Source organism: Candidatus Palauibacter sp. (genome assembly GCF_965261555.1).
Lineage (GTDB): Bacteria > Gemmatimonadota > Gemmatimonadetes > Palauibacterales > Palauibacteraceae > Palauibacter.
Genome location: NZ_OZ253465.1, coordinates 2696260 through 2721769 on the forward strand (window position 1 = coordinate 2696260; position 25510 = coordinate 2721769).

Annotated in this window: 24 protein-coding genes; 23 read left to right on the top strand and 1 reads right to left on the bottom strand. The window is 69.4% G+C overall.

The window, feature by feature from the left end:
• Positions 1 to 5: 5 nt before the first annotated feature.
• The 4 genes from bshA to ACQY5G_RS11615 are packed head-to-tail and all read left to right on the top strand — an operon-like array spanning position 6 to position 3567.
• Positions 6 to 1160, top strand: a complete 1155-nt coding sequence (gene bshA, locus ACQY5G_RS11600; protein WP_428274144.1) for an N-acetyl-alpha-D-glucosaminyl L-malate synthase BshA — start codon at positions 6 to 8, stop codon at positions 1158 to 1160.
• Entirely contained in the window at positions 1157 to 1957 is an 801-nt protein-coding gene (locus tag ACQY5G_RS11605; protein WP_428274146.1) for an undecaprenyl-diphosphate phosphatase, read from the top strand. The genes bshA and ACQY5G_RS11605 overlap by 4 nt, the downstream gene beginning before the upstream one ends.
• A gap of 7 nt (positions 1958 to 1964) precedes the next feature.
• Positions 1965 to 2783, top strand: a complete 819-nt coding sequence (locus tag ACQY5G_RS11610) for a biotin--[acetyl-CoA-carboxylase] ligase (RefSeq protein ID WP_428274148.1) — start codon at positions 1965 to 1967, stop codon at positions 2781 to 2783.
• A gap of 4 nt (positions 2784 to 2787) precedes the next feature.
• Complete coding sequence (locus ACQY5G_RS11615; protein WP_428274150.1) at positions 2788 to 3567, top strand: type III pantothenate kinase; 780 nt, start codon at positions 2788 to 2790, stop codon at positions 3565 to 3567.
• Between the two features lie 16 nt (positions 3568 to 3583).
• Here ACQY5G_RS11615 and ACQY5G_RS11620 read toward each other — a convergent pair whose 3' ends face one another.
• Complete coding sequence (locus tag ACQY5G_RS11620) at positions 3584 to 3802, bottom strand: hypothetical protein (RefSeq protein ID WP_428274152.1); 219 nt, start codon at positions 3800 to 3802, stop codon at positions 3584 to 3586.
• Positions 3803 to 4068: 266 nt separating this feature from the next.
• Between ACQY5G_RS11620 and groES the strand changes: the two genes are divergently transcribed.
• From groES to recN, 19 genes are all read left to right on the top strand, one after another.
• Positions 4069 to 4377, top strand: a complete 309-nt coding sequence (gene groES / locus ACQY5G_RS11625; protein ID WP_310783677.1) for a co-chaperone GroES — start codon at positions 4069 to 4071, stop codon at positions 4375 to 4377.
• A gap of 71 nt (positions 4378 to 4448) precedes the next feature.
• On the top strand, positions 4449 to 6095 hold the full coding sequence (groL, locus tag ACQY5G_RS11630; protein WP_420616552.1) for a chaperonin GroEL: 1647 nt from the start codon (positions 4449 to 4451) through the stop codon (positions 6093 to 6095).
• 147 nt (positions 6096 to 6242) lie between these two features.
• Entirely contained in the window at positions 6243 to 8105 is a 1863-nt protein-coding gene (locus ACQY5G_RS11635; RefSeq protein ID WP_428274155.1) for a hypothetical protein, read from the top strand.
• A gap of 153 nt (positions 8106 to 8258) precedes the next feature.
• On the top strand, positions 8259 to 10193 hold the full coding sequence (locus ACQY5G_RS11640) for a hypothetical protein (protein WP_428274157.1): 1935 nt from the start codon (positions 8259 to 8261) through the stop codon (positions 10191 to 10193).
• Between the two features lie 69 nt (positions 10194 to 10262).
• Complete coding sequence (thrS, locus tag ACQY5G_RS11645) at positions 10263 to 12206, top strand: threonine--tRNA ligase (protein ID WP_428274159.1); 1944 nt, start codon at positions 10263 to 10265, stop codon at positions 12204 to 12206.
• 215 nt (positions 12207 to 12421) lie between these two features.
• Entirely contained in the window at positions 12422 to 12934 is a 513-nt protein-coding gene (gene infC, locus ACQY5G_RS11650; protein ID WP_310783820.1) for a translation initiation factor IF-3, read from the top strand.
• A gap of 66 nt (positions 12935 to 13000) precedes the next feature.
• Positions 13001 to 13195 (top strand): 50S ribosomal protein L35, encoded by a 195-nt coding sequence (gene rpmI, locus ACQY5G_RS11655; RefSeq protein WP_310758918.1) that lies wholly within the window; start codon positions 13001 to 13003, stop codon positions 13193 to 13195.
• Positions 13196 to 13258: 63 nt separating this feature from the next.
• A complete protein-coding gene (rplT, locus tag ACQY5G_RS11660; RefSeq protein ID WP_310783824.1) occupies positions 13259 to 13615 on the top strand; it encodes a 50S ribosomal protein L20 in 357 nt (118 codons plus the stop codon).
• Positions 13612 to 14643 carry a phenylalanine--tRNA ligase subunit alpha gene (pheS, locus tag ACQY5G_RS11665; RefSeq protein ID WP_428274163.1) on the top strand — a complete coding sequence of 344 codons (1032 nt, stop codon included), beginning with the start codon at positions 13612 to 13614 and terminating at the stop codon, positions 14641 to 14643. Before rplT ends, pheS begins: the two co-directional genes overlap by 4 nt.
• Positions 14640 to 17138, top strand: coding sequence for a phenylalanine--tRNA ligase subunit beta (gene pheT / locus ACQY5G_RS11670; RefSeq protein WP_428274165.1), 2499 nt, complete (start codon positions 14640 to 14642; stop codon positions 17136 to 17138). Before pheS ends, pheT begins: the two co-directional genes overlap by 4 nt.
• A complete protein-coding gene (locus ACQY5G_RS11675; protein ID WP_428274167.1) occupies positions 17116 to 17376 on the top strand; it encodes a hypothetical protein in 261 nt (86 codons plus the stop codon). The genes pheT and ACQY5G_RS11675 overlap by 23 nt, the downstream gene beginning before the upstream one ends.
• The gene (locus ACQY5G_RS11680) at positions 17373 to 17678 is read left to right on the top strand and encodes a cell division protein ZapA (protein ID WP_428274169.1); all 306 of its coding nucleotides are present in this window, start codon (positions 17373 to 17375) and stop codon (positions 17676 to 17678) included. Before ACQY5G_RS11675 ends, ACQY5G_RS11680 begins: the two co-directional genes overlap by 4 nt.
• Before the next feature lie 238 nt (positions 17679 to 17916).
• Positions 17917 to 19488: a ribonuclease Y gene (gene rny, locus ACQY5G_RS11685; protein WP_428274171.1), complete on the top strand. Its 1572-nt coding sequence runs from the start codon at positions 17917 to 17919 to the stop codon at positions 19486 to 19488.
• Between the two features lie 48 nt (positions 19489 to 19536).
• On the top strand, positions 19537 to 20454 hold the full coding sequence (locus tag ACQY5G_RS11690) for a bifunctional 5,10-methylenetetrahydrofolate dehydrogenase/5,10-methenyltetrahydrofolate cyclohydrolase (protein WP_428274173.1): 918 nt from the start codon (positions 19537 to 19539) through the stop codon (positions 20452 to 20454).
• 2 nt (positions 20455 to 20456) lie between these two features.
• Entirely contained in the window at positions 20457 to 21761 is a 1305-nt protein-coding gene (xseA, locus tag ACQY5G_RS11695; protein WP_428274175.1) for an exodeoxyribonuclease VII large subunit, read from the top strand.
• Positions 21758 to 22033: an exodeoxyribonuclease VII small subunit gene (gene xseB / locus ACQY5G_RS11700; RefSeq protein WP_428274176.1), complete on the top strand. Its 276-nt coding sequence runs from the start codon at positions 21758 to 21760 to the stop codon at positions 22031 to 22033. Before xseA ends, xseB begins: the two co-directional genes overlap by 4 nt.
• Positions 22030 to 22935 carry a polyprenyl synthetase family protein gene (locus tag ACQY5G_RS11705; protein WP_428274178.1) on the top strand — a complete coding sequence of 302 codons (906 nt, stop codon included), beginning with the start codon at positions 22030 to 22032 and terminating at the stop codon, positions 22933 to 22935. Before xseB ends, ACQY5G_RS11705 begins: the two co-directional genes overlap by 4 nt.
• A 7-nt stretch (positions 22936 to 22942) precedes the next feature.
• A complete protein-coding gene (locus ACQY5G_RS11710; RefSeq protein WP_428274180.1) occupies positions 22943 to 23851 on the top strand; it encodes an NAD(+)/NADH kinase in 909 nt (302 codons plus the stop codon).
• Entirely contained in the window at positions 23845 to 25509 is a 1665-nt protein-coding gene (gene recN, locus ACQY5G_RS11715) for a DNA repair protein RecN (RefSeq protein WP_428274182.1), read from the top strand. Before ACQY5G_RS11710 ends, recN begins: the two co-directional genes overlap by 7 nt.
• The last annotated feature ends 1 nt before the right edge of the window (position 25510 follow it).

A 25510-nucleotide genomic window follows, 5' to 3' on the forward strand; every position in this document is an offset into this window, starting at 1 on the left:
GGACGATGAAGATCGGGATCACGTGCTATCCGACGTACGGGGGCTCCGGAGCGATCGCCACCGAGCTGGGGCTCGGCCTCGCCCGCCGGGGGCACGAGGTACACTTCATCTCCTATGCGCAGCCCTTCCGTCTCACCCACTTCATCGATGGCGTCTACTTCCACGAAGTCGAGGTCAACCGCTATCCGCTGTTCGAGTATCCCCCCTACTCGCTCGCGCTCGCCGTCACGATGCACGAAGTGGCGCGACGCGAGGAGCTCGACCTGCTCCACGTGCACTACGCGATCCCGCATGCCACGGCCGGATGGATCGCGCGCGACATGCTCCGGGACGGAGGCCGCGACGTGAAGCTCGTCACGACGCTGCACGGCACGGACATCACGCTCGTGGGCCAGGACCCGTCGTACTGGTCGATCACCCGCTTCTCGATCGAGAAGTCCGACCGGCTCACCGCCGTCTCCGACTGGCTCCGCGAGCGGACGCACCGCGACTTCGACTGCAGCCGCTGCGCGATCGAGGTCATCCCGAACTTCGTCGATCCGAAGATCTACGACCGCGAGCGCTACCGGGGCCGCCACCGGCTCGCGCGGGCCGGAGAGAAGGTCGTGATGCACATCTCGAACTTTCGGGCGGTCAAGCGGATCCCGGATCTCATGCAGATGTTCGCGCGGATCCAGGACGCCTTGCCGGCTCGCCTCATCCTCGTGGGAGACGGTCCGGAGCGGCAGCGCGCCGCGGAGATCGCCGCGGAGCTGGACATGGCCGAGCGCGTCGTCTTCCTCGGCAAGATCGACTCCGTCGCCGAACTCCTCGCCAGTGCGGATCTTTTCCTGCTCCCGAGCGAGCAGGAATCCTTCGGTCTTGTGGCGCTGGAAGCGCAGGCCTCCGGGGTTCCCGTGGTGGGGTCCTCCGGAACGGGCATCGACGAAGTCGTGGCGCACGGCGCGACGGGCTACCTGCACCCCGTCGGGTCGGTCGAAGCCATGTCGGCGTCGGCGATCTCCCTGCTGAGCGACGAGGCGCGCTGGGACGCGTTCTCCCGCGCATCGCGTGAGCGCGCTCTCGAACGCTTCACGATCGACCGTATCCTCCCGCTCTACGAGTCACTTTACGAGAGAGTCCTCGCGGAGGGGGACGAGTCCGGGGGCCGGACGGCGTGAACCCGTTCGAAGCCCTCGTCCTCGGCGTCGTCCAGGGCCTCACCGAGTTCCTGCCCGTGTCGAGTTCCGGGCATCTCGTTCTCGGGCAGGCGCTCTTCGGGGTCGAACTCCCCGGCGTCGTGTTCGAGGTCACCGTGCACGTCGCAACGCTGTGCGCCGTGTGCTGGGTCTATCGCGGACGCCTCGCGGAGCTGGTTCGGGGGGTGTGCTCGGGGGACCGCCGGAGTATCGGGGATGTCGGACTCCTCGCCGCGGCCACGCTCCCCGCCGCCGCCGTCGGGCTTGGCCTGCGGAGCACGCTGGAGCCCACATTCGAGCGGCCCGTGCTCGCGGCGGCGATGCTGCTGGTCACCGGCGCCCTCGTGTGGTCGATCCGGCGCCTCTCCCGCCGGAGCACGCGCTCCCGGCCGACGGCCCGCGGGGCGCTGGCGATCGGCCTCGCGCAGGCGTGCGCCATCCTGCCCGGCATCTCGCGTTCGGGGAGCACGGTGGCCGCGGCGACCGCCGCCGGGGTCGAACCTCGCCGCGCGGCCGAGTTCTCCTTTCTCCTCTCGATCCCGGCAATCGGAGGGGCGGCCGTGCTCCAGGCGCCGAATCTCGGGGAGGTCGGACTCGCGGTCGGCATGCTGCCCCTCGGGCTCGCCTTCGCGGCTTCGGCCCTGTCAGGGGTCCTTGCCATTCGTATCTTCCTGCGGATGCTCGAGCGGCGTGTATTCCACCGCTTCGCCTGGTACTGCTGGGTCGTCGGCGGGGGATACCTGGCCGCGGCCGCGATCTGGCCGGCGCTTCGCGGATGACCGTTGAATGACTGACGTCGGAGCGACGATGCTCGCAGAAGAGGCAAGGGGCTGGGCCGGGGAGTCCGTCGCCGCGCTGCGCGAGCACTGGGACCGGGAGTCGGTCTTCGCCTTCGACCGCGTCCCTTCGACGAACGATCTCGCCCGCGAACTCGCGGAAGCCGGGGCGCCGTCCGGCACGATCGTGCTCTGCGAAGAGCAGACGGCCGGGCGGGGAAGGGCGGGCCGCAGCTGGGAGTCTCCGGCGGGAGCCGGCCTCTATCTGAGCATGGTGTTTCGCCCGCGTGCGGCCACGGTCCCGCCGCTCCTGACGGTCGTGGCCGGCGTCGATCTCGCACGTGAACTCAACCGCCGTTTCCCCGGCCTCGGGTCCGCCGTGAAGTGGCCCAACGACCTCATGGCCCGGGAGCGGAAGCTCGGCGGCATCCTGGCCGAGACGGCGCGGGACGGCGACAAGGACGTGTTCCTCGTCGTCGGCGTCGGCATCAACGTCGATGCCGGCCGGCTGCCGAGCGACGTGGACGGAGCGGTGGCCCTTGCCGACTGCGTGGGTCCGGCGCGCCTCGTCGATGTCGCGGATGCGGTCGTTGCGGGACTCGAGCGCCGGCTCCCGCGCGTGCCGACCTCACTCGATGCGGCGTCGCTCGATGAACTCGACCGCCTCGACTGGCTGAAGAACCGCTGGGTCGAGCACCGGCTCTCGGACCGCGAACCCGCCATCGGACTCGCAGCCGGGATCGCCCCGGACGGCGCCCTCCTGCTGCGGCCGCGCGGGGGCGCCCTGCGCCGCGTCGTTGCAGGCTCCATCGCCCTCGGCGGAAGCTGATCTCATGCTCCTCACGGTAGACATCGGGAACACCGAATCCGTCCTCGGGTGGTTCGATGATCTCACCCCCGCGCACACGTGGCGGATCGCGACGGACCGCCGCCGAACGGCGGACGAGATCGGACTCCAGCTCCGGGGGCTCCTCGGGGCCCGGGACCTGCCGGCTCCGGAGCGGATCGTCGTCGCTTCCGTCGTCCCCGCGCTGCACCGTGTCTGGCTCGCGGTCGGCGGGGTCCTCGACGCCCCGCTGCGCTTCCTCAACGGTGGCTCTCCCATCCCCGTCCGGCTGGATGTCGACCACCCCCTCGAAGTCGGCGCCGACCGCATCGCGAACACGCTCGCCGCGGCGGAACTCTACGGTCGCGACACGATCGTCGTGGATCTCGGGACGGCGACGACCTTCGATTGCATTACGGCCGATGGCGTCTTCGTGGGCGGCGTCATCGCGCCCGGGCCCACGGCCGGCACGGACCAGCTCGCGCGCGCGACGGCGCAACTCCCGCAGATCCATGTGGAGAAACCGGCCCGGGTCATCGGCCGCAACACGCAGGACTGTCTGCGGAGCGGCGGGTTCTACTCGGTGGTGGAGGGGATCGACGGCATCGTGGAGCGGATCGGCGAGGAATGGGAGCGCGAGCCGCTCGTCGTCGCCACGGGCGGACTCGCGCGGGTCGTGGGGCCGCACTGCCGCACCGTGGACCGCATCGAGCCGGCGCTGACGATCACCGGCCTGGCGATCGCGGACCGATACCTGTTCGGTCCTCCCGCCGGTTCAGGCGGCTGACGTCCCGACGCCGGCTTCAGGACCTGCGGAGGAAAGCAGCGCCTCCGCAGCACTTCTCCTTCATCTTGTTCGCGAACTCCGGATTGATCATCCGCACGATCAGGTAGACGATCGCGACGAAGATCGCGACTCTCACCAACATCCACACGAGGTGCAGGACGATGGGCAAGACGATGCCCGTCACCCACAGACCCACCGCGCCCGCGGCCACCAGCACTACGGCTGCACGAAACATGTCGACCTCCCTTTCTGGCCCGCCCGTACGATAGGGGTACGGGGCAGGTTTCATAAGCCCCGGCCCTGTTCCGCGGCCGGCCCGCCAACCGATTCCGCGGCCCGGCCCCGCCGTCCGTCCGAGGCCACTTGATCGGAACGGTCCGCGCTCCTATCTTCGGCTCGCCTTAGCACTCGCCTGCCCAGAGTGCTAACAGCCGCGGGATCCCTCGCGGCTCTCATCGGAAGGATCACCCAACACCAAAGGTCCAAGGAGGGAAAGGCAAGATGGCAACCGCCTCGAACACGAAACTGAACATCTCCCCCATGGCCGACCGCATCGTCGTCGCGCCGCTCGAAGAGACCGAGGAGATGCGCGGTGGTCTGTACATCCCGGACACCGCCAAGGAGAAGCCGCAGCAGGGCACCGTCGTCGCCGTGGGCCCCGGCCGCATGAACGACGACGGCGACCGCATCCCGATGGAAGTCAACACCGGAGACCGCGTTCTCTACGGCAAGTACGCCGGGACCGAGGTTTCGCTGGATGGCGACGACTACCTGATCGTGAAGGAAAGCGACGTTCTGGCCGTCCTCTAGCCGCTGAAGCGGAAGACGGCGGGTCAAACCCGTTGACTGATGCGCCCGCATAACCGGGCGAAGGAGACGAAATGGCGAAGGATCTTGAATTCGATACCGCGGCACGGCAACGCCTGAAGGCGGGCGTGGACAAGCTCGCGCGCGCGGTCAAGGTCACGCTCGGCCCCAAGGGGAGGAACGTGGTCCTTGAGAAGAAGTTCGGCAGCCCGACGATCACGAAGGACGGTGTCACGGTCGCGAAGGAAGTCGAGCTGGACGACCCGGTCGAGGATCTCGGCGCGAAGATGGTGAAGGAAGTCGCGACGAAGACGTCCGATGCGGCGGGCGACGGCACGACGACGGCGACGGTGCTCGCGCAGTCGATCTTCACCGAGGGCCTCAAGAGCGTGACGGCGGGCGCGAACCCGATGGCGCTCAAGCGCGGCATCGACAAGTCCGTCGAGGCGATCGTCGCGAACCTCCACTCGATCTCCGTCGAGACCTCCGGCAAGACGGAAATCGCCCAGGTCGCCGCCATTTCGGCGAACTCCGACCAGGAGATCGGCGAACTGATCGCCGACGCGATGGAGAAGGTCGGGAAGGACGGCGTCATCACGGTCGAGGAGGCCCGCGGCCTCGAGACCGAGCTGGAGACCGTGGACGGGATGCAGTTCGACCGCGGCTATCTCTCGCCGTACTTCGTCACGGATCCGGACAAGATGGAGGTCGTCCTCGACGAGCCGATCATCCTGATCCACGACAAGAAGATCTCGGCCATGAAGGACCTGCTGCCGGTCCTCGAGAAGGTCGCCCAGATGGGCAAGCCTCTCCTGATCGTGGCGGAGGACGTCGAGGGCGAGGCGCTGGCGACGCTCGTCGTCAACAAGCTGCGCGGCACGCTCAAGGTCGCGGCCGTCAAGGCTCCGGGCTTCGGCGACCGCCGCAAGCAGATGCTGCAGGACATCGCGATCCTCACCGGCGGCCAGGTGATCTCCGAGGAGCTCGGCTTCAAGCTCGAGAACACGGTGGTCGGCGATCTCGGCCAGGCGAAGCGGATCGTCATCGACAAGGACAACACGACGGTCGTCGACGGCGCCGGTGACACGGACCGGATCCAGGGCCGCATCAGCGAGATCAAGGTCGCGATCGACAAGTCCACGTCCGACTACGACCGCGAGAAGCTGCAGGAGCGGCTGGCGAAGCTCGCCGGCGGCGTGGCGGTCATCAACGTGGGCGCCGCGACCGAGACCGAGATGAAGGAGAAGAAGGCCCGCGTCGAGGACGCACTGCACGCGACGCGCGCGGCCGTCGAAGAGGGCATCGTGCCCGGCGGCGGCGTGGCGCTGCTGCGGAGCCAGGCGGCGCTGGACGGCGTCGAGGGCTCGGACGCCGACGAGTCGATCGGAATCCGGATCGTGCGTCGCGCGGTCGAGGAGCCCGTTCGCACGATCGCCTCGAACGCCGGCGCCGAGGGTTCGATCATCGTCGAGAAGGTGCGCGAGGCCGAGGGCCGGAACACCGGCTACAACGCGGCTACGGACGAGTACGAGGACATGGTGAAGGCGGGCGTTATCGACCCGACCAAGGTCACGCGTACGGCACTCCAGAACGCGGCCTCGATCGCGGGTCTGCTGCTCACGACCGAGGCGGTCGTGGTGGAGCGGCCCGAGGCGGAGGATCCCGCCGCGGCGGCGGCCGCCGGCGGCATGCCGGGCGGCGGCATGGGCGGAATGTACTAGTCGCCGCCGGGGGGGCGGATAGCCGTCCCCCCGCCGTCAGGTGTTGGAGCAGCACGGAAGGCCCGGCTTCGGCCGGGCCTTCGCGCATCCGTCCCCCGCGGCTAATTTCGTGCGATGCCGTTACTCGGATCCCGTTCCGGACCTCCCGTGGCTCGCCCGGCTGTCGCTCGGGCGACGCTGTGGATCGCCGTCCTGGCGCCGCTTGCCTGCGCGGACACGACGGGCCCAGAGGGAGATCTCTGTCCCGCCGTGGCGAGTCGCGGCGCCACCCGCTTCACGCTGTCGCTCGCGGCCGGGGAGATGTGCGTGCTGCCGGCGGGAGGCGTCCAGGTCGTGCAGATCGGGGCGGGCAGCGCCGCGGCCGAGTACCTGGTCGTCGTGCAGAGCGGTCTGCGCACGCCTGGGGCGACGACGCGCCTGCGGCTCGACGCGCGAGCGACCGGGGCGGCGGCCGCGCGGGTCCCTCCGCTCGTCGCTTTGGCACGCACGCTGCCGGTCGATGCGTTCGGCTTCGAGGACGACAGGCTCGGCCTCGAAGAGGCGTCCCGGGCCGACCTCACCTTCAGGACGAATGCCCGCCGCGCCGTGCTGGGCGCGCGCCCCCTCCGCCCGAAGCCCGCCGCGGCGCCGGACCCGGGCATGGTGCGCGCGAACGCGACCCCCGCCGCCGCGATGCCCCCCACCGTCGGCGACACGGTGATCTTCAGCAACGCGGTGCATCCGAATCTCGCCGTCGACTGCGACGGGATCCACGACGTGACCGCCGTCGTCCGCGCGGTGGGTCCGAACTTCGCGATCGTGGAGGATCTCGATGGGGCCGGCGTCGTGCTCGGCGGCGGCTACGAGGCGGTCGTGGGATCGCTTGAGAGGTCGGTCTTCCCGGTCCTCTCGGCGTACTTCGGCGAGCCCGCGGACATCGACGGAAACGGCGTCGTATGGGTCCTGTTTTCCCCCGTCGTGAACCGGACGACGCCCCGCGACAGCGACACCAGGATTCTGGGGTTCTTCAATCCGGCTGATCTGGCCGATCCCGAGGACTGCCCGGCGTCCAACGGCGGTGAGATCCTCTACCTCCTTGCCGCCGATCCCGACGGCCGGTTCTCGAAGCCCGTACCCGAAGAATTCGCCACGACCGGGGCGATCGGCGTGGCCGCGCACGAACTGGCGCACCTCATTTCGGCCGAGCGCCGAACCGTGCTCGCCTCGGGCTCCTTCGCCTCCCTCGAGGAGACCTGGCTCAGCGAGGCGCTGGCCCATTCGGCGGAGACGTTCGTCGGGATGTCGGGTGCGTTCCTGAGTCCCGGGGGCAACTACGGCTTCACGGAACTCTTCGCCGACTCCGACAACTTCGCGACGTATCACTTTCCGAACTTCCGCCGCTCCGCGTTCTACCTGCTCGGCCCGCACCGGACCCCCGCGCTGGGCGACGCCCATTCGCACGATCCCGACGGAGTCTCCTCGCTCGCGATGCGAGGCTTCGGGTGGCTCTTCCTGCGCTGGCTCGCGGATCAGTACTCGCCGGCGGGCGGCGGAGTGCTCGGCGGTGTCGCGGAGGAGGCCATCTTCCACGACCTGGCGGGAGGGGGGGACGCTCGCGCGCGGGGCGTGGAGAACGTCGAGCGGGTCGCGGCGGCGCTCGGTGGCCCCGGGTCATGGGACGACCTGCTCGCGGCCTGGGCTCTTGCCCCGATCGCCGACGACCTGCCCGGCGCTCCCTCCTCGACGCAGCTCAATACCTTGCACCTTCGCGATGTGTTCGCCGCCCTGCACCGGGAACTGGAAGGGAGGACACCCTTCGCGAGAGCCTTCCCGCTCCACGCGATGGACATTCCGCTCGCCGGCGGGACGGATGCCCGGATCGACTTCGAGCTCGCCGCCTCGACGGGCTACTATTTCCGGTTCGAGAGCGAGGGCCCACACCCGGAGGTCCGCCTGAGACTCACGACCCAGGCCGGGCTCTCCGTCCCCTCTTCCGAGGCCATCCGCATCGTCGCGCTCCGGACTCGTTGACCGCGCGGCGGCTCGAAGCGCGTGCAGAACGCCGCTCCGCCGCTTCGGGCACGGATCGCGGAGGGCGGGTATCTTGACCTCGGGAGAGACCGACCGGCTCCGGGGGCTGGCGGGCGCATGGACCGTGCCAGGGAGATCGACTTTGAGACACGCATGCTGAGACTCTGCGGACGGGCGTTGCGCCCAGCAGGCGCGATCTCCGGTCTTGCGCTCGCGGCGTGCGGCGGCGGCACGACGGACCCGCCGCCGCCTCCTCCTCCCCTTGCCTCCGGGTGCGGGGGGACGGCCACGCCGTCGGTGTCCGTCACGCTGGACCTGTCCCCCGGCGAACACGTCACGCTCGACGACGCCGCGGATGTGCGCGCCTTCGGGCTGGCGGGTTCGGACGTGTCCCGCGACTACCAGGTCATCGTACAGAGCGCTTCCGAGGCGCCCGGTCAGAGCGTGGACGGTTGCCTGCGCGTTGCCGCCGAGCGCGCCTCCGGGAACGTGATCCCGTCCCGGCCGCCCCGTCTCACCTCGACGGGCAGAGAATTGAGCCGCGACCTCCGCCGCCGGGAGTCCTGGTTCGCGCGCGAGCACATCCTTCGGGAGCGGGAGATGCAGGAACTCGCCGCGGTCGGCGCCCGCCCCATAAGGGCGCGAAGCCGGGGCCTCGACCCGCTGGGCCTGGCCGACGCGCTACGGCCGCCGGCGCTCGGGGACACGCTGTCCTTCCGAGTCGGCGTGGGCGCGAACCTGGTCGTGAACTGCCGCAATCCGACGATGGTCAGGGGCGAAGTCAGGTACGCGGGCGAGCACTTCACCATCGTGGAAGACCTCCAGTTCCACAGCCAGCCCGACAGCGACCGGTTCTCCGCGGACGAATTCGAGGCGATCGGCCGGCAGCTCGACGAAGTCGTGTACCCGGTGGACGTCGCCTACTTCGGCGAACCCGCGGACATCGACAATAACGGGACCGTCTTCGCCCTCATCACGGCCGAGGTGAACAAACTCACGCCCGCCGGCGAGGAGAGCATCGTCGCCGGTTTCTTCCTCTCGCGCGATCTCACGACTAGATCGAGCTGCGAGGCTTCGAACGAGGGAGAGATCTTCTACCTCGTGGGGCCGGATCCGGACGAGGACTACGGCGCGGACATCAGCCTCCGCTTCGCGAACGCGCTCGCGCGCTCGACGGTCGCGCACGAGTTCGCTCACCTGCTCAACGCGCAGCAGCGCGTCACCCTCGGGGGCGGGAACATCTTCGGCGACCGGGAGGTCTTATGGCTCGACGAAGCCATGGCCCACCTTGCCGAGGAGGTCGCCGGCCTGCGCGCCGCGGGCCTCGGCACGAGGGAGAACCTCGATCTGGAGATGATCACGTCCAGCGAGGAACAACTGTCCGTCTACAACCACTTTCACGTCGTGAACCAGATCCGCCTCGGCCGCTTCCTGCGGGGCGGCTGTCCGCCGGATCCCAACGGTCCGGCGGCGGCCCCGGCGCTCGGCGACGCCGCCGGCGAAGATCCGGGCGGAGTGGAATCCCTCGCCTTCCGCGGCTTCGCGTACGGGTTCGCGCGCTGGCTCGGCGACCAGTTCGGGGCGTCCGGGAGCGGGAGCGCGCTTCCCGGGAGCAGGGAAGAGGAACTGTTCCGGTATCTGACCTCGGGAGGGCCCGCGCACTTCAAGGGCATCACCAATGTGGAACGCACGCTCCAGGCCGTGGCCGGCGTGGAGATGGAATGGGAGGAGATTCTCTCGCTGTATCTCACGTCCCTGATCGCGGACGACCGCGCGCCGGCCGCCGCGGATCTCCGGACACAGTGGAAGACCTGGAATCTCGCGGCGCTGTTCCGACAGCTGAGCGAATCCAATCTCGGCGACCGCTGCCCGTTCACCCGCGACTTCCCGCTCACGCCCTCCCGGGTGAACGTGCACGTGTCGACGAACAGTTCGACCGGGTTCACCGTGAACTCCTCCACGGGGCGCTACTTCTCGCTCGTGAGTTCGGGCGCGACGCCCAACCTGATCGTCGAGGTCATGGACCCGGCCGGGGCGAACCTTCCCGGACGGGCGCGGGCGCAGGTCACCGTGCTCCGGATGCGCTGAACCCCCCACTGCACTAGCTTCCGCGTCCACTCGAATTTTCTGTCCAATCGTGCATCGACGGGTAGGCCGATGAACGACTCCCAGATTTCCGTTTCGCTCCCCGACGGTTCCTTCAAGCGGCTGCCACGCGGCTCGAGCGCCGGCGATCTTGCCGCGTCGATCGGTCCGGGTCTGGCCCGGGCTGCCGTCGCCGCCCGCGTGAACGACGTGCTCACGGATCTCTCGGCCGCGCTTCCGGACGAAGCGGCGGTCGCGATCGTGACGCGCAGCGACGAGGATCCCGACGCGCTCTACGTTCTGCGGCACTCCGCGGCCCATGCGCTCGCCACCGCCGTCCGCGAGCTGTATCCGGGGGCGGGAATCGGCTTCGGGCCTCCGATCGAAGAGGGCTTCTACTACGACTTCGAGGTCCCCGCGCCCTTCACGCCGGAGGACTTGGAGAAGATCGAGCGCGCGATGGCGGAAGTCGCGGGGGCCGACGATCCGTTCGAGCGGCGGGAGGTGGACCGCGAGGAAGCCGCGGAACTGTTCGCGGACGATCCGCTCAAGCTGGAGCGGCTGGCCGAGATCCCCGAGGGCGAGGCGATTTCCGTCTATCGGAACGGCCCGTTCCTCGATCTGTGCCGGGGACCGCACGCCCCCCGCACGGGCGAGATCCGCCATTTCCGGGTTCTCAATGCGGCGGGAGCCTATTGGCGCGGCGATGAGAAGCGACAGATGCTCCAGCGCGTCTATGGCACGGCCTTCTACTCGCAGGAGGCGCTCGATGCCTACATCACGCGGCGCGAAGAGGCCCGCAAGCGCGATCACCGGAAGCTGGGCAGGGAACTCGACCTGTTCTCGATCCAGGACGAGATCGGGCCGGGGCTCGTGTGCTGGCACCCCAAGGGCGCGCGCGTGCAGCTCGAGCTGAGGCGCTGGATCGAAGACCTTCAGGAGGCGCACGGCTACGACTTCGTCTACACGCCGCACATCTCCGGCGAAGCGCTCTTCCGGCGCTCCGGGCACCTCCCGAACTACGCGGAGAACATGTATCCCCGGATGGCGGACGAGGACGGCGAAGCGTTCCGCGTGAAGCCGATGAACTGTCCGGGACACATCACGATCTACGCGGCGAACCCCCGCAGCTACCGCGACCTTCCGGTGCGGCTCTCCGAGATCGCGAACGTGTACCGCCACGAACGCTCGGGGACGCTGCACGGGCTGCTGCGCGTGCGTATGCTCACGATGGACGACGGGCACGTCTTCTGCACTCCCGAGCAGATCGAGGAGGAGATCTTCATCTGCCTGAAGCTCGTCGACACGGTGATGACGACGCTGGGCCTCGACTACCGGTTCGATCTTTCGACGCGTCCCGACGGGGACAAGCGGATCGGCGGCGACGAGGTCTGGGACGTGGCGGAAGACGCGTTGCGCGACGCGCTGGAGCGCGGAGGGCTGGAGTACGAGCTGGACGAGGGCGGGGGCGCGTTCTACGGACCCAAGATCGACATCAAGTACAAGGACGCGATCGGACGCGAGTGGCAGGGGGCCACGATCCAGTTGGACTTCAACCTGCCCGACCGCTTCGAACTCGAGTACATGGGGGCGGACAACAAGCCGCACCGGCCCGTGCTGATCCACCGCGCCATCTTCGGCACCCTGGAGCGCTTCACCGGCGTGCTCATTGAACACTTCGCGGGCGCCTTCCCGCCCTGGCTCGCGCCCGTACAGGTCCGCGTGCTCCCGATCACGGACGCCCACGCGGCCGCCGCCGGCGAGATCCGGGACCGCCTCGCCGCCGATGGCCTGCGCGTCGAACTCGACGCCCGCTCCGACACGCTCGGCTACCGCATCCGCGACGGCGAACTTCAGAAGGTCCCCTACCTGCTCGTCGTCGGAGACCGCGAAATCGAGGCCGGCACCGTCGCCGTCCGCGCCCGCGGCGCGAAACGCAAACAGGAAGTCCTCCCCCTCGACGACTTCGTATCCCGGATCCGCAGTCGCGTCGAGACCCGGTCTCTCGAAACGTGACGTGTGCCGGTTCGCGCGCCGGTCGTCGTTGACAGGAGGGCCGCTCGGGGACACTTTCCTCGGCGTCGGAAAAACTGACAAGCGGGGCCGCGATGCCCCCACCCTATCGGCGCACGAACTCGTGCTGCTGCCGGGTCGATGGTGCATTCCCCGCGTGGGATGTGCGTTCGTGCCCGGTCGGCAAGCGTCGAACCGGGCTTTTTCTATGAGGTGCAGTGAACGGAGATCCCAGAGTCAACGACAAGATCCGGATCAGCCCGATCCGGCTCATCGACGAGGAGGGCAACCAGCTCGGCATCGTCGCCACGGACGAAGCCCGTTCGATGGCGGCCGATCGCGGGCTCGACCTCGTGGAGGTGGCGCCCGGCGCGCGACCGCCCGTCTGCCGGCTCATGGACTTCGGGAAGTACAAGTACGCGCAGGCGAGGAAGGCGCGGGAAGCGAAGAAGAAACAGCACATCATCCACGTCAAGGAAGTGAAGCTGCGGCCGAAGATCGAGGCGCACGACATCGACTTCAAGATGCGGCACGCACGCAGATTCCTGGGGGATGGAGACAAGGTGAAGTTCACGCTCATGTTCCGGGGACGCGAGGTCACGCACCCGGAGCGGGGGCGACGGATTCTCGAGATGGTGAAGGAAGAGTTGGAGGACATCGCGGTGGTGGAGTCGGACATCGCCCATGAGGGTCGCACGATGACCATGCTGATGGGACCGCACCGCACGTAGTCCCCTCCCGAACGACGACTCCGTCGCGGACGGCCGGCGACGGAGCTGAACCGGAGCATACGCAAGATGCCGAAGATGAAGACGAACCGGTCCGCCGCGAAGCGGTTTCGAAAGACCGGGAGCGGGAAATTCCGGCGCCGGCGTGCCTACCACAGCCACATCCTGACGAAGAAGAGCCCCAAGCGTAAGCGTCGGCTCCGTCAGGGCACCCTTGTGGCGAAGGCGGACGAGAAGCGGGTGAAGCGGCTTCTGGGGAACTAGCTCGCCCCGTTCCCCGGACAGTAGCCCGGAAAGTCTCAGTATCAGGAATCAGGAGGTGCGGCCATGCCACGCGCGACGAGCAGCGTTGCACGTAACCGTCGAAAGAAGAAGGTCCTCAAGGAAGCCCGCGGTCAGTTTGGAGCGCGGTCGAAGCTCTATCGCACCGCGAAGAACTCCGTCGAGCGCGGCTGGGCCTATGCATACGTCGACCGGCGGAAGAAGAAGCGCGACTTTCGCCGACTGTGGATCTCCCGCATCAACGCCGCGGCCCGGCAGAACGGAATCTCATACTCCCGCTTCGTCAGCGGGCTGAAGAGCGCCGGCGTCGACCTGAACCGCAAGGTGCTCGCGGACCTCGCCATTCGGGATCCGGCCGCCTTTACCAAGCTCGTCGAGGTGGCCAAAGCGCACGGCCCATGACCCCGGCCGGAGCTTCCCTCCTCGATCGGCTCGGCGCGATCGAGGGGAAGGGGCTCGCCGCGATCGGGGAGGCGACGGATTCCGCCACGCTCGAGTCCGCCCGCGTCGAATACCTGGGCCGGAACGGTCAGTTGGCCGACGTCATGTCCCTGATCGGCACGGTCGAGGCCCAGGCCCGACGCGACGTCGGACAGCGCGCGAACGCGGTGAAGACGGTGCTGCGCGGAGCCCTCGAAGAGCGGGCGAAGGCGCTGGAGAGCGCGACCGGCGGGCCGCGCGCCCGCATCGATCGGACGCTTCCCGCTCGCGAGCGCTGGGTCGGCGGCGTGCATCCCGTGACCCGCGTCATCGACGAGATCTGCGAGATCTTCGCCGAAATCGGCTTCACGAGCGTGCTCGGCCCCGAGATCGAGTCCACGTGGTACAACTTCACCGCGCTCAATATCCCGCTCGATCACCCCGCCGCCGACATGATGGACACGTTCTACCTGGAGAAGGACGTCGTGCTGCGGACGCACACGTCGCCCGTCCAGGCGCGCGTGATGGAGGCCTTCCGGCCCCCCGTCCGCGTGGTCGTGCCGGGGCTTGCGTACCGGCGTGACTCCTTCGATCCCTCGCACGCCCCCGCCTTCGAGCAGATCGAGGGTCTCGCGGTCGACGAAGGCGTGGACTTCGTCGAGTTCCGAGCCGCGATCGAGCACTTCGTGCACCATTTCTTCGGTCCGGGTACGAAGACCCGGTTTCGGCCGTCGTTCTATCCCTTCACCGAGCCTTCGGCGGAGGTGGACGTGTCGTGCACCGTGTGCGCGAACGGTTGTTCCACCTGCAAGCGCACGGGCTGGATCACGATCATGGGAAGCGGGATGGTGGATCCCGCCGTCTTCGAGGCGGTGGGGTACGACCCCGAGCGCTTCACCGGCTATGCATTCGGGATGGGACCGGCCCGCATCGCGATGGTGCGGCACGGGATCCCCGACATGCGGCTCCTCTACGAGGGGGAGATGAGCTTTCTGCAGCAGTTCGCATGAACATCTCGTTCAACTGGATCGACGAACTCGTCGGACTGCGCGGGGAGTTGAGCGACCCGCAGGTTCTGGCCGAGCGCCTGACCATGACCGCCGCCGCGGTGGAGAAGATCGAGACGGTGGGCGCGGGGCTGGGCGGGATCGTCGTGTCCCGCGTGCTCGAGACCCGTCCGCACCCGAACGCGGACCGGCTCACGCTGTGCAAGGTGGACCGGGGCGCGGGCGAGGTGCTCGACGTCGTGTGCGGGGCTCCCGTCGTCGCGACCGGAGGGCTCTATCCGCACGTGGCGCCCGGAGGGGAACTCCCGGGCGGCTTCCGCATCGAGAGCCGGAAGATCCGCGGTGAATTGAGTCACGGGATGCTGTGCTCGGAGGCCGAACTCGAGCTGGGCCGCGACAAGGGGGGCATCATGCGGCTTGCGGACGGGCTCGAGCCGGGAACGCCGCTCGCGGCGGCGCTGGGCCTGCCCGACACGCGCCTCACGCTGGACCTGAACCCGAACCGGGTCGACCTCGCCTGCCACGTGGGGGTCGCGCGGGAAGTGGGAGGGCCTCCGTCGCCGCGCGACTTCGGGGGGACGGCGTGGACGCCCGAGTGGCGCGACGGCGAGTCGGAGGCGGGCGGAGCCGGAGTCACGGTCCGCATCGAGGATCTCGACCGGTGTCCGCGCTACATGGCCGCCGTCATCCGGGGGGTCAGGGTCGGGCCGTCGCCGGCGTGGCTCGCGGGCCGGCTGCTCGCGGTGGGCGCGCGCCCCATCAGCAACGTCGTCGATGCGACGAACTACGTCCTGCACGAGTACAACCAGCCTCTGCACGCCTTCGATCTCGCGCGGCTGTCGGGAGCGGAGATCCGCGTGCGCGCGGCCGTGGCCGGCGAGCCGCTGACGACGCTCGATGGCCAGGAGCACAGGCTCGCGCCCGAACAGACGGTGATCGCCGACCGCGATCGCGCGATCGCCTTCGCGGGGGTCATGGGAGGGCTCGACACGGAGGTGACCGGAGACACGGTCGATCTGCTCATCGAGTGCGCGTCGTTCGACCCGTCCGGCGTGCGGCGGACGCGGACCCGCGCGGGACTTTCCACCGACGCCTCCTATCGTTTCGAGCGGGGGATCGATGTCCACGCCCAGGAGCGTGCGCTCGCGCGCTGCGTGGAACTCATCGTCGCCACCGCCGGTGGCGAGGCGGACCTCGTCGGCCTCCGCGCGGGTCCGGCGCCGGCCCCGGTTCCGCCGATCGACGTCCGCGTCAGTCGCGTGAACCAGGTACTCGGCTTCGGGCTCGGCGGGGCGGAGGTCCGCGCGGCGCTCGAGCCGATCGGCTTCAAGGCCCTCCCCGGCGTGCAGGGTGGCGCCGACGGGGAGGGTGGCGCCGACGCGACCGACGTGCTGCGCATCTCCGTGCCCGGATGGCGCACGGACATCGCGCGGGAGATCGACCTCGTCGAGGAAGTCGCGCGCCGGGTCGGGTACGACGCTGCCGAAGGACAGGACCGCAGGTTCCGGCCCAGCGCGGTGCCCGCGGATCCGCGCGTCGAAAAGGCGGCCAGAGTGCGGGAGTTGCTCACCGGACGCGGACTCCTCGAGGCTCGCAGCCTGAGCTTCATGCCGGAGGACTTCCGGGGGAATCGCGCCGTCGTCCCGGTGCCGAACCCGCTCTCGGCGGAAGAGAGTTGCCTTCGCTCCGCCATGGTCCCCGTGCTGCTTCGGCGCCTGGAACACAATTATGCGCGCGGCAACCGCAACGTGCGCCTGTTCGAACTCGGCACCGTGTTCGCGTACGCGGCCGGCCCGGGCCCGGAAGAGGAGGCGGACGGGACCGGTCGTTTCGAGGAGTCCGGAAGGGTCGGGGCCATCATCGCCGGCACCCGGCGTCCGGATCACTGGTCGGGACCGGCGCTCGATTTCGACCTGTGGGATCTCAAGGAGATCGCCGGATCGTTCGCGGATCGTCTGTGCGGTGCGACCCTGGTGCCGTTCGACGACGCCGTGGCCATTGACGCCACGGAGAGCGGAGCGTCCCTCGAGGGACCGTGGCTCTCCCGCGGCGGATTCCGCGCCGTGAAGGACGGTCGCGTAGTCGGCGTCGCGGGGGTCGTGGACGAGGCGTCGCTCGACGCTCCCCCGTGGGCCGCGTCCGCGTTCGCGCTCGAATTCGACCTTGCCGCCGTCGAGGGGCGATCCGTGCCCGCCTACCGGAAGACGTCGCCGTTCCCCGCCGTGCGCCGGGACCTGTCGATGACGGTGCCGCGGGGCGTCCCCGCCGCGGACATCGAACGGGCGGTCCGGGAGGCGACCTCCGATCTCCTGCGTGCCGTAAGCCTCTTCGACGTTTACTCGGGCGAGGAGATCGAGGGCGGCCGCCTCGGGCTCGCGTGGACGTTTCGCTTCCGGGCTCCCGACCGTACGCTGACGGATCAGGATGTCGAGTCGGAGATGTCCGTGCTCTCTACCGCGTTGGAGAAACAGTTCGGTGCCAGAATCCGAAGGTCCTGAACGGCAACGGGAAGTCGAGCGACTGCTTGACCGCCTCTCCCGGGCGGCAGGCAGCATCGAGACCCGTTGGGAGAAATCCCGGGTCGCGGACCCGAGCGGCCCGGCGACCCCTGACGTCGAGGAGCGACTCAGGGCGGTGACGGCGGAGAACCGTCGCCTGCGCGAGACGCTGGCCGAGGCCAGGAAAAAGGCCGTGCGACTGCGCAACCGCCTCGCTCACGTGGAGGATGAGGTATGACTTCAAAGGATGAATCGCCGCCGATCGGCGTAACGATCTTCGGCGATCGATACCGGATCCGGACGGACCGGGGCGACGCGCACACGCGGGCCTGCGCGAAGTACGTGGACGACGCGATTCAGCGTGCGCACATGACAGGCGTGGCCGAACCCCACCGCGCCGCGGTCCTCGCCGCGCTGGAGATCACAGATGAACTCCTCCGGTCCCGCCGTGAGGTCGAGCAACTCACGGCCGCCGTCGAGGCGCGAGTCACGGAAGTGACCGAACGGCTGGAGTCCATCGCGGGCAACACCGCCGGATAGGTCCCGCCGTTCCTCCACGGAGCCGCGGGCCCGCCGTCCGCTTGCGGCGTGCAGACTCCCGAGCAACGTTTCCGTAGGTGTTGTGCTGTCCGTAAGGCGGCCTCGCACGAGCGCGGCCCCAGCTTCAGATAGATGATCGCACGGAGCGCATCGTTCCGTCCGATCTGAGCGGCATGCACCGGTGGACGAGTCCGCCGGTTTTTTTGTTCATAGATGGTTCGAGGATTGGAGTCTGGCCATGCTGGAATCCATCACCGTGCCGACGATGCTGTTGGCCATCGCGGGTCTCGTGGCGGGGGGCGTCGCAGGGATCCTTATCGAGCGACGGGGCCTGCGCCGGGCGCGCGGCCGCCTCGAGAGCGATGGGCGGGATATCATTGAATCCGCCCGGCTGGAGGCGGGCAGCCTCCGGAAGGCGGCGGAACTGGCGGGGCGCGAAGAGGCGCAACGTCTCCGGGAGGAATCGGCCAGAGAAGCGGAGCGCCGGCGCGCCGAGCTGGAGCGGCTGGAGCAGCGGACGCTCGAGCGGACCGAGACGCTCGAACAGAAGCTCGAGAAGATCGACCAGCGGCAGGAGCGGGTGGATCGGAGCCGCGAGCAGATCGAGGCGGAGCGTGGCGAACTCGATACGCGGGCGAAGGAACTCGTCGACCGCGAGCGGGAACTCGGAAGACGCCTCGAGGAGATCGCGGGCATCAGCCGGGAAGCCGCGCGCCGAGAGTTGATCGGCCAGATCCGCGACCAGGCGCGGGCGGACGCCGCACAGCACGTGCGGGAGGTCACCGAACGCGCCCGGAACGAGGCCGAACGGGAAGCCCGCAAGATCATCTCCCAGGCGATCGAGAAGCTCTCCGTAGATCATTCCTCCGAAGCCGCCGTCTCCGTCGTCACCCTTCCCAGCGATGACATGAAGGGCCGGATCATCGGGCGGGAAGGCCGAAATATCCGGTCCTTCGAGGCCGCGACGGGCGTGGACGTGGTCGTGGACGATACGCCCGAGGCCGTCATCCTCTCCTGCTTCGATCCCGTCCGCCGCGAAGTCGCGCGGCTGGCGATGGATCGCCTCGTCGGTGACGGCCGGATCCACCCGGGCCGCATCGAGGAGGTCGTGGAGAAGGCGCAGGAAGATGTCCAGGCGACGATGCGGAAGGCGGCCGACGAGGTCCTGTACGAACTCGGCATCCACGACCTGCACCCGAAACTCCGCGAAGTTCTCGGCGTCCTCCGCTTCCGGACCAGCTACGGGCAGAACCAGTTGCAGCACGCGCACGAGGTCGCGCTCATCGGGGCGACGATGGCGGCGGAGCTGTCGCTCGATGCGCAACTCGTGAAGCGCATGGGCCTGCTGCACGACATCGGCAAGGGGCTCACGCACGAGAAGGAGGGAAGCCACGTCGAGATCGGTTACGACCTGTGCAAGCAGTGCGGAGAGAAGGACGGCGTGCTGAACGCGATCCGCGCGCACCACGGCGAGGAACCCGCCCGTTATCCCGAGACCTTCCTCGTCACCGCGGCAGACGCGATCTCGGGCGCCCGTCCCGGCGCCCGGCGGGAGTCGTTTGAGCACTACGTGAAGCGATTGGAGAAACTGGAGGAGATCGCGAGTTCGTGGGACGGCGTCGAGAAGGTCTACGCGATTCAGGCGGGGCGGGAGATCCGGATCATGGTGACCCCGGACAAGGTCTCCGACGAGGAGATGGCGAGGCTTTCGGAGCGGACGGCCCGCCGCATCGAGAACGAGTTGCAGTATCCGGGGCAGATCAAGGTCGTCGTCGTGCGGGAGTCGCGAACCGTGGACTTCGCACGCTGACAGCGGGGCGACAGCGGGCCGACAACGGGTCAACAACGGAGAGAATGGATGACGGCGCAGCTCATCGACGGGAAGCGGATCGCGGCCGAGATCCGGGCGGAAGTGGCGGAACGGACGCGGAGCCTTGCGGAGCGGGGGATCCGTCCCGGCCTCGGGGTCGTCCTCGTCGGCGACGATCCCGCCTCCCACGTCTACGTGCGGATGAAGACGCGGGCCTGCAACGAGGCCGGAATCCATGCCCGCGACATCACGCCGCCCGCCGACATCGGCCGCGCGGAGCTCCTCGGCATCGTCGATGAGCTGAACGCGGATCCGGCGATCCACGGGATCCTCGTACAGCTCCCCCTGCCTCGACACCTCGACGAACGCGAGGTGACGGAGAGGATCGATCCGGCCAAGGACGTCGACGGGTTCCATCCCGTGAACCAGGGCCGAATGTCCCAGGGGGACGCGAGTGCGTTCCGCCCCGCCACGCCGGCCGGCGTGCAGGAACTCATCCGGAGGACGGGCGTGGAGACCTCCGGCGCCCACGTCGTCATCGTCGGCCGCTCGAACATCGTCGGCATGCCGATGTCCCAGATCATGCTCCAGAAGGAACCCGGGGCGAACGCCACGGTGACCGTGGCTCACAGCCGGACCGCGGACCTCGGCGCCGTGACGCGCCAGGGGGAGATCCTCATCGTCGCCGTCGGCGTCCCCGGCATCGTCCGTGGCGACATGGTGCGGGAGGGGGCCGTCGTGATCGATGTGGGAGTGAACCGGGTGGACGACCCGACCACGGAGCGGGGCTACCGGCTCGTCGGCGATGTAGCGTTCGAAGAGGCGGTGGAGCGCGCGAGCTGGATCACTCCGGTTCCCGGCGGTGTGGGGCCCATGACGATCGCCATGCTCCTCCGGAACACCGTGCGGTCGGCGGAGCGGACCGCACGCCTCGCTGCGGCGGGGACGGTGGCGGCGTCGGGTTGAACGTGACGCGTCAAACCTCGCTGTTCGGCGCGGCGGAGGTCCGCGATGGCCGCTCCGCGGAGGGCGCGATTACCGTGTCCGACCTGAACGAAGCCGCGCGCGGCGCGCTGGAGAAGCGGTTCGGCGACCTCTGGGTCCGCGGCGAAGTGACGAACTGGACCCGCTCCTCCGTCGGACACCGGTACTTCTCTCTCCGGGACCAGGAGCGCGACTCCAGCGTCGCGTGCGTGTTTTTTCGCGGGGATGCATGGCGCCTGCCGGCGGATCCGGAGGACGGCATGGAGGTCTTCGTCCACGGTCGTCCGACCCTCTACGCGCGGCAGGGCCGGTTCCAGTTGCGCGTACGCGCCATCGAGACGGCGGGTGAGGGGTTGTGGCGGATCGCCTTCGAGCGGCTCCGCCGGAAGCTCGCGGCGGAGGGCATGCTGGATCCGGAGCGCAAACGGGCGCTGCCCGCCTTCCCTCGCCGCGTGGGCGTCGTCACGTCGCGCAAGGGCGCAGCGCTTCATGACATCATCACCGTGCTCCGGCGGCGAGCCCCCTGGGTCGAGATCGTCGTGCGCCACTGCCGCGTACAGGGCGAAGGCGCCGCCGGCGAAGTGCGGGCCGCCCTCCAGCGTCTCACGGACTGGAGCACCGGCGGTCCGGATCGGAAGCTCGACGCGATCATCCTGAGCCGGGGCGGCGGGTCGGTGGAGGACCTGTGGTGCTTCAACGAGGAGACGGCGGTTCGAGCGGTCGCGGCGAGTCCGGTTCCGGTGATCTGCGCCGTCGGGCACGAGGTCGACGTGACCCTGTGCGAATTGGTGGCCGACCTCCGGGCGCCGACGCCGTCCGCGGCCGCGGAACTCGCGGTGCCGGACATCCGGACCGTACGCGCCTCGCTCGACACGGCGGGACGCGGGCTGGCTCGCGGGCTGCGCCGGCTCATCACGCGCGGGAGCGACCGCGTGGAAGCGCTCGCGCAACGGCTGCCGGCCTCCGCCGGACACGCGCGCGACGTCGCGAGGCTGCGTCTCGATACCATGGCGGCCTACCTCCCGGCCGGGATGGAACGCGCGCTCGCCCGCTCGCGTACCCGGCTCGCCGGACTCGCGGCAGCGCTCGACGCCCTGAGCCCGCTCGAGACGGTAGCCCGCGGCTACGCGGTCGCCACGGACCTCGAGGGACGCCGGCTCACGCGGATCGACGATTTCACGCCGAGCCAGCGCTTCCGCCTCCGGGTCAGGGGGGGACAGGTCGCGGCGACGACCGACACCGTGGAACGTGATGCGGCGAAGGCGGACGCCGGGGAGTCCGACGCGTGAGCGAGTCTTCGACGGAGTTCGAATTCGAGACCGCGATCGGCGAACTGGAGCGGATCGTCGAACGCCTCGACCGGGAGGGCATCGGCCTGGACGAGGCGATCGCCCTCTTCGAGCAGGGGATCGAGCGTCTCGGGGAGGCTCGGCGCTGGCTCGAGACGGCGAGCGGCCGGGTCGAGGAACTCATCGCTTCGTCTACGGGAAGACTGGAAGCGAAGCCGCTGGAAGGCGTGGAAGCGCCGGACGGCAAAGACCGGCCGGACGGCGAACCGTGACCCGCGAGCTGCCGGAGCTGCGTGCCGCCATCGATGCGGAGCTGGAGGGCTGGCTGTCCGAAACGCTGCGCGGGACGGGCCGGATCGCGGAACCCATCCGGTACGCCGTCCTCGCGAAGGGAAAGAGGATCCGTCCTCTCCTGTTCGTCGGGGCCTGGGAAGCCGCGGGCGGCGTCGCCGGGCCGCGCTCGGGAAACGGCGCGCGTGCGCTCCACCGCGTGGCGCTGGGGCCCGAACTCGTCCACACCTATTCCCTGATCCACGATGATCTCCCCTGCATGGACGACGACGACCTTCGCCGCGGGCGGCCGACGGTACACGTGCGGTACGGGGAGCGCGCCGCGGTCATGACGGGTGCGGCGCTGCTTCCGCTTGCGATGCGCGCCGTGGCCGAGGGAGCGGCGGATCTGAAGCTGCCGGATCACGTCGCGAGCCGACTCATCGGGGTTCTCACCGAGGCAGCGGGCAGCGACGGCATGGTCGGAGGCCAGCTCCTCGATCTCCTCGCCGAGAAGCGGAGCGTCGGCTTCGATGCGCTCGAGCGCATCCATCTCGGCAAAACCGCGCGCCTCATTGCGGCCTGCTGCACGATGGGCGGCGTCGCGGCCCGCGCACCCGAGGACACGGTCGATCGGCTGACCCGCTTCGGCATCGCGATCGGACTCGCGTTCCAGACGGTGGACGATATCCTCGACGTGACGGGATCCTCGAGCCGAATGGGGAAGATCGGCGGGCGGGACGAAGCCCTGGGAAAGGTGACGACACCATCGATCCTCGGCCTGGAGGGAGCGAGAGCACGCGCGGAAGAGCTCGGCCGCGAGGCGCTGGGCGAGATTTCGCCGCTCGCGGGCGCGGACCGGCTGCGCGAAATCGGACGTCTCGTCCTCGACCGCGACCGCTGAGCGGCCCGTGAAGTTCTTCATCATCGGCAACGCCGATCACCCGGAACTGGAGCCGCTCCTTCACCGCGTCGAGCGCAGAGCGGACGAACTCGGGGTTTCGCTCGTCTTCGAACCGCCGCTCGCGACGGAGGCCGGACGCGACTCCACCGCACCGGAGGAGATCGATGCGGACGTCGCCCTCGTCCTGGCCCTCGGCGGGGACGGCACGTTGCTGCGGGCAGCTCGTCTGGCGGCGCCCCGCGGGATCCCCGTGCTTGGCTGCAACCTCGGTCGGCTCGGCTTCCTCACGATGGTTTCGGAGGATGAACTCGAGGCGGCGATGTCGATGGTGGCGAGCGGGGACTACGCGCTCGAGAAGCGGATCGCCCTCCGCATCCGGGTGGTTCCGAACGGATCGAACGGACCGGTCGAACGGAGCTTCTACGCGATCAACGACGCCGTCATTCACAAGAGCGGCTTCGCCCGCCTGATCGGACTGCGCGTGCTGGCCGATGACGACGAAGTGGGACACTACAGCGCGGACGGCATCATCCTCGCCACCGCCACGGGCTCGACGGCCTACAGCCTCTCCGCGGGCGGCCCCATCGTCTCGCCGACCATGAAGGGCATCGTCGCGACGCCGATTTCGCCGCACACGCTCGCCGTGCGCCCGGTCGTGTTCTCGGGGGACACGAGAATCTCCGTCGAACTCCTCTCGGGGGACCACGACCTGCAACTGACCGTTGACGGACAGCCCGGTTGCCGGCTCTCGGTCGGGGACCGCGTGGAAGTTGCCCGCTCGAGGCACCCTGTGGGCCTGGTCCGGCTGCCCGAACACTCGTTCTTCACCGTCCTGAGGCGGAAGCTGCGATGGGGCGATGTCCGCGAGCACCCGACGCCCCCATCCGGGGGGGACGAGGACGAGCCAGCGTGCTGAGGGAGCTTCGCGTCCGGAACTTCGCCGTCGTCGAGGAGGCCACGCTTGAATTCGGACCCGGTCTCAGCGTGCTCAGCGGCGAGACGGGCGCCGGGAAATCCCTCCTCGTCGAAGCGCTCGCGCTCCTCGTCGGAGGGCGGCCGTCACAGGACATGATCCGGGCGGGCGCCGGGGCCGCGCGCGTCGAGGGCCGGTTCGAGATCGAAGACCTCGACGGACTGCGGACGCTGTGCGAGGATGCCGGCGTCGATCATGAAGATGGGTGGCTCATCCTGTGTCGCGAGTTGCGTCGCGAGGGTCGGCACCGGGCGTGGGTGAACGGATCGCCGTCCACGGCGCGACGGCTGCGCGAGTTCGGGAGCCGCCTCCTCGACCTCCACGGACAGCACGATCACCAGCGGCTCCTCGACCGCGCCTGGCAGCGGCGGATTCTGGACGCCTATGGCCGGCACGAAGCGCTGGCCGCCGAGACGGAGGCCGCTTACGAGGGTCTGCGCGCGATCGAGGGACGTCTCGAGGACACGCGCCGCGCCGCGCGCGAAGGGCGTGAACGGGCCGACTACCTGCGCTTCAAGCGCGATGAGATCGCCGGAGCCGGGCTCGAACCGGACGAGGACGAGGCGCTCGAGTCCGAGGCCCGCCGCCTCTCGCATTCCGAGGAGCTGATCGAACTCTCGGGCTCGCTCCACGACGGGCTGTACGAAGCCGAGGGCTCGCTCGTCGACCAGCTGGGCGAGTTCGCGGCCCGACTCGACGCTCTCGTCTCGATCGACCGCGAGGCGGAAGCCTTCCGCGACCTGCTCCAGGCGGCGCTCCGCAACGTGGAGGAACTCGGGCAGAGCCTCGCTCCCTACCGCGACTCGATCGAGCACGACCCTCGGCGGCTCGATGAAATTCGCGTCCGGCAGGATCTCCTCTACCGGCTCAAGCGCAAGTACGGCGGTGCTCTGGAGGATGTGATCCGCGCGGGGGAGGAGGCACGGCGTGAGCTGGAGACCCTGCGCGGCGCCGATGACGAGATCGAGCGTCTCGAAGCGGCGCGGGACGCCGCTTCCGCTGAACTCGCCGCGCTGGCGTCCGAACTCTCCGAGCGGCGCCGCGCGTCGTCCCGCGCGCTCGCGAAGGCCGTGACGGCCGCGCTACCGGAACTCGGTCTCCGGGGAGGCCGTCTCGAGATCGCGCTCGAAGCATACGGCGAGATCCGGGGGACCGGCGCCGAACGGGTGGAGCTTCTCGTCTCCCTGAATCCGGGTTTTCCCCCGGCGCCGCTGCGGCGGGTCGCCTCGGGGGGAGAGATGAGCCGCCTCATGCTCGCGCTCGAGACCTCGCTCATCGAGGTGGACGACCTGCCCGTGCTCGTGTTCGACGAGATCGATGCGGGGATCGGGGGCGAGGTGGCGCACCGGGTGGCGACCCGGCTCGTGCGGCTTTCCGCCGCCCATCAGGTGCTCGTCGTCACGCATCTCGCGCAGATCGCGGCGCGAGCCGACGCGCACTACTCCGTCGGAAAGGTCGCGGAAGACGAAGGCGTGCGGACATCGGTCCGGGTCCTCACCGGCGGAGAACGCGTCCACGAAGTCGCTCGCATGCTCGGAGGCGACCCCGCCAGCCGCGCCTCGCGCGCCCATGCCGAGGAGTTGCTCGCCGGCCAGCTGTAGC

Coding starts and splice junctions, on each gene's coding strand:
- ACQY5G_RS11690 (WP_428274173.1), top strand. CDS start 19,537: ATGACGGCGCAGCTCATCGACGGGAAGCGGATCGCGGCCGAGATCCGG.
- rplT (WP_310783824.1), top strand. CDS start 13,259: ATGCCACGCGCGACGAGCAGCGTTGCACGTAACCGTCGAAAGAAGAAG.
- ACQY5G_RS11615 (WP_428274150.1), top strand. CDS start 2,788: ATGCTCCTCACGGTAGACATCGGGAACACCGAATCCGTCCTCGGGTGG.
- rny (WP_428274171.1), top strand. CDS start 17,917: ATGCTGGAATCCATCACCGTGCCGACGATGCTGTTGGCCATCGCGGGT.
- pheT (WP_428274165.1), top strand. CDS start 14,640: ATGAACATCTCGTTCAACTGGATCGACGAACTCGTCGGACTGCGCGGG.
- pheS (WP_428274163.1), top strand. CDS start 13,612: ATGACCCCGGCCGGAGCTTCCCTCCTCGATCGGCTCGGCGCGATCGAG.
- groES (WP_310783677.1), top strand. CDS start 4,069: ATGGCAACCGCCTCGAACACGAAACTGAACATCTCCCCCATGGCCGAC.
- bshA (WP_428274144.1), top strand. CDS start 6: ATGAAGATCGGGATCACGTGCTATCCGACGTACGGGGGCTCCGGAGCG.
- thrS (WP_428274159.1), top strand. CDS start 10,263: ATGAACGACTCCCAGATTTCCGTTTCGCTCCCCGACGGTTCCTTCAAG.
- ACQY5G_RS11610 (WP_428274148.1), top strand. CDS start 1,965: ATGACTGACGTCGGAGCGACGATGCTCGCAGAAGAGGCAAGGGGCTGG.
- groL (WP_420616552.1), top strand. CDS start 4,449: ATGGCGAAGGATCTTGAATTCGATACCGCGGCACGGCAACGCCTGAAG.
- ACQY5G_RS11640 (WP_428274157.1), top strand. CDS start 8,259: ATGCTGAGACTCTGCGGACGGGCGTTGCGCCCAGCAGGCGCGATCTCC.
- ACQY5G_RS11680 (WP_428274169.1), top strand. CDS start 17,373: ATGACTTCAAAGGATGAATCGCCGCCGATCGGCGTAACGATCTTCGGC.
- rpmI (WP_310758918.1), top strand. CDS start 13,001: ATGCCGAAGATGAAGACGAACCGGTCCGCCGCGAAGCGGTTTCGAAAG.
- ACQY5G_RS11620 (WP_428274152.1), bottom strand. CDS start 3,802: ATGTTTCGTGCAGCCGTAGTGCTGGTGGCCGCGGGCGCGGTGGGTCTG.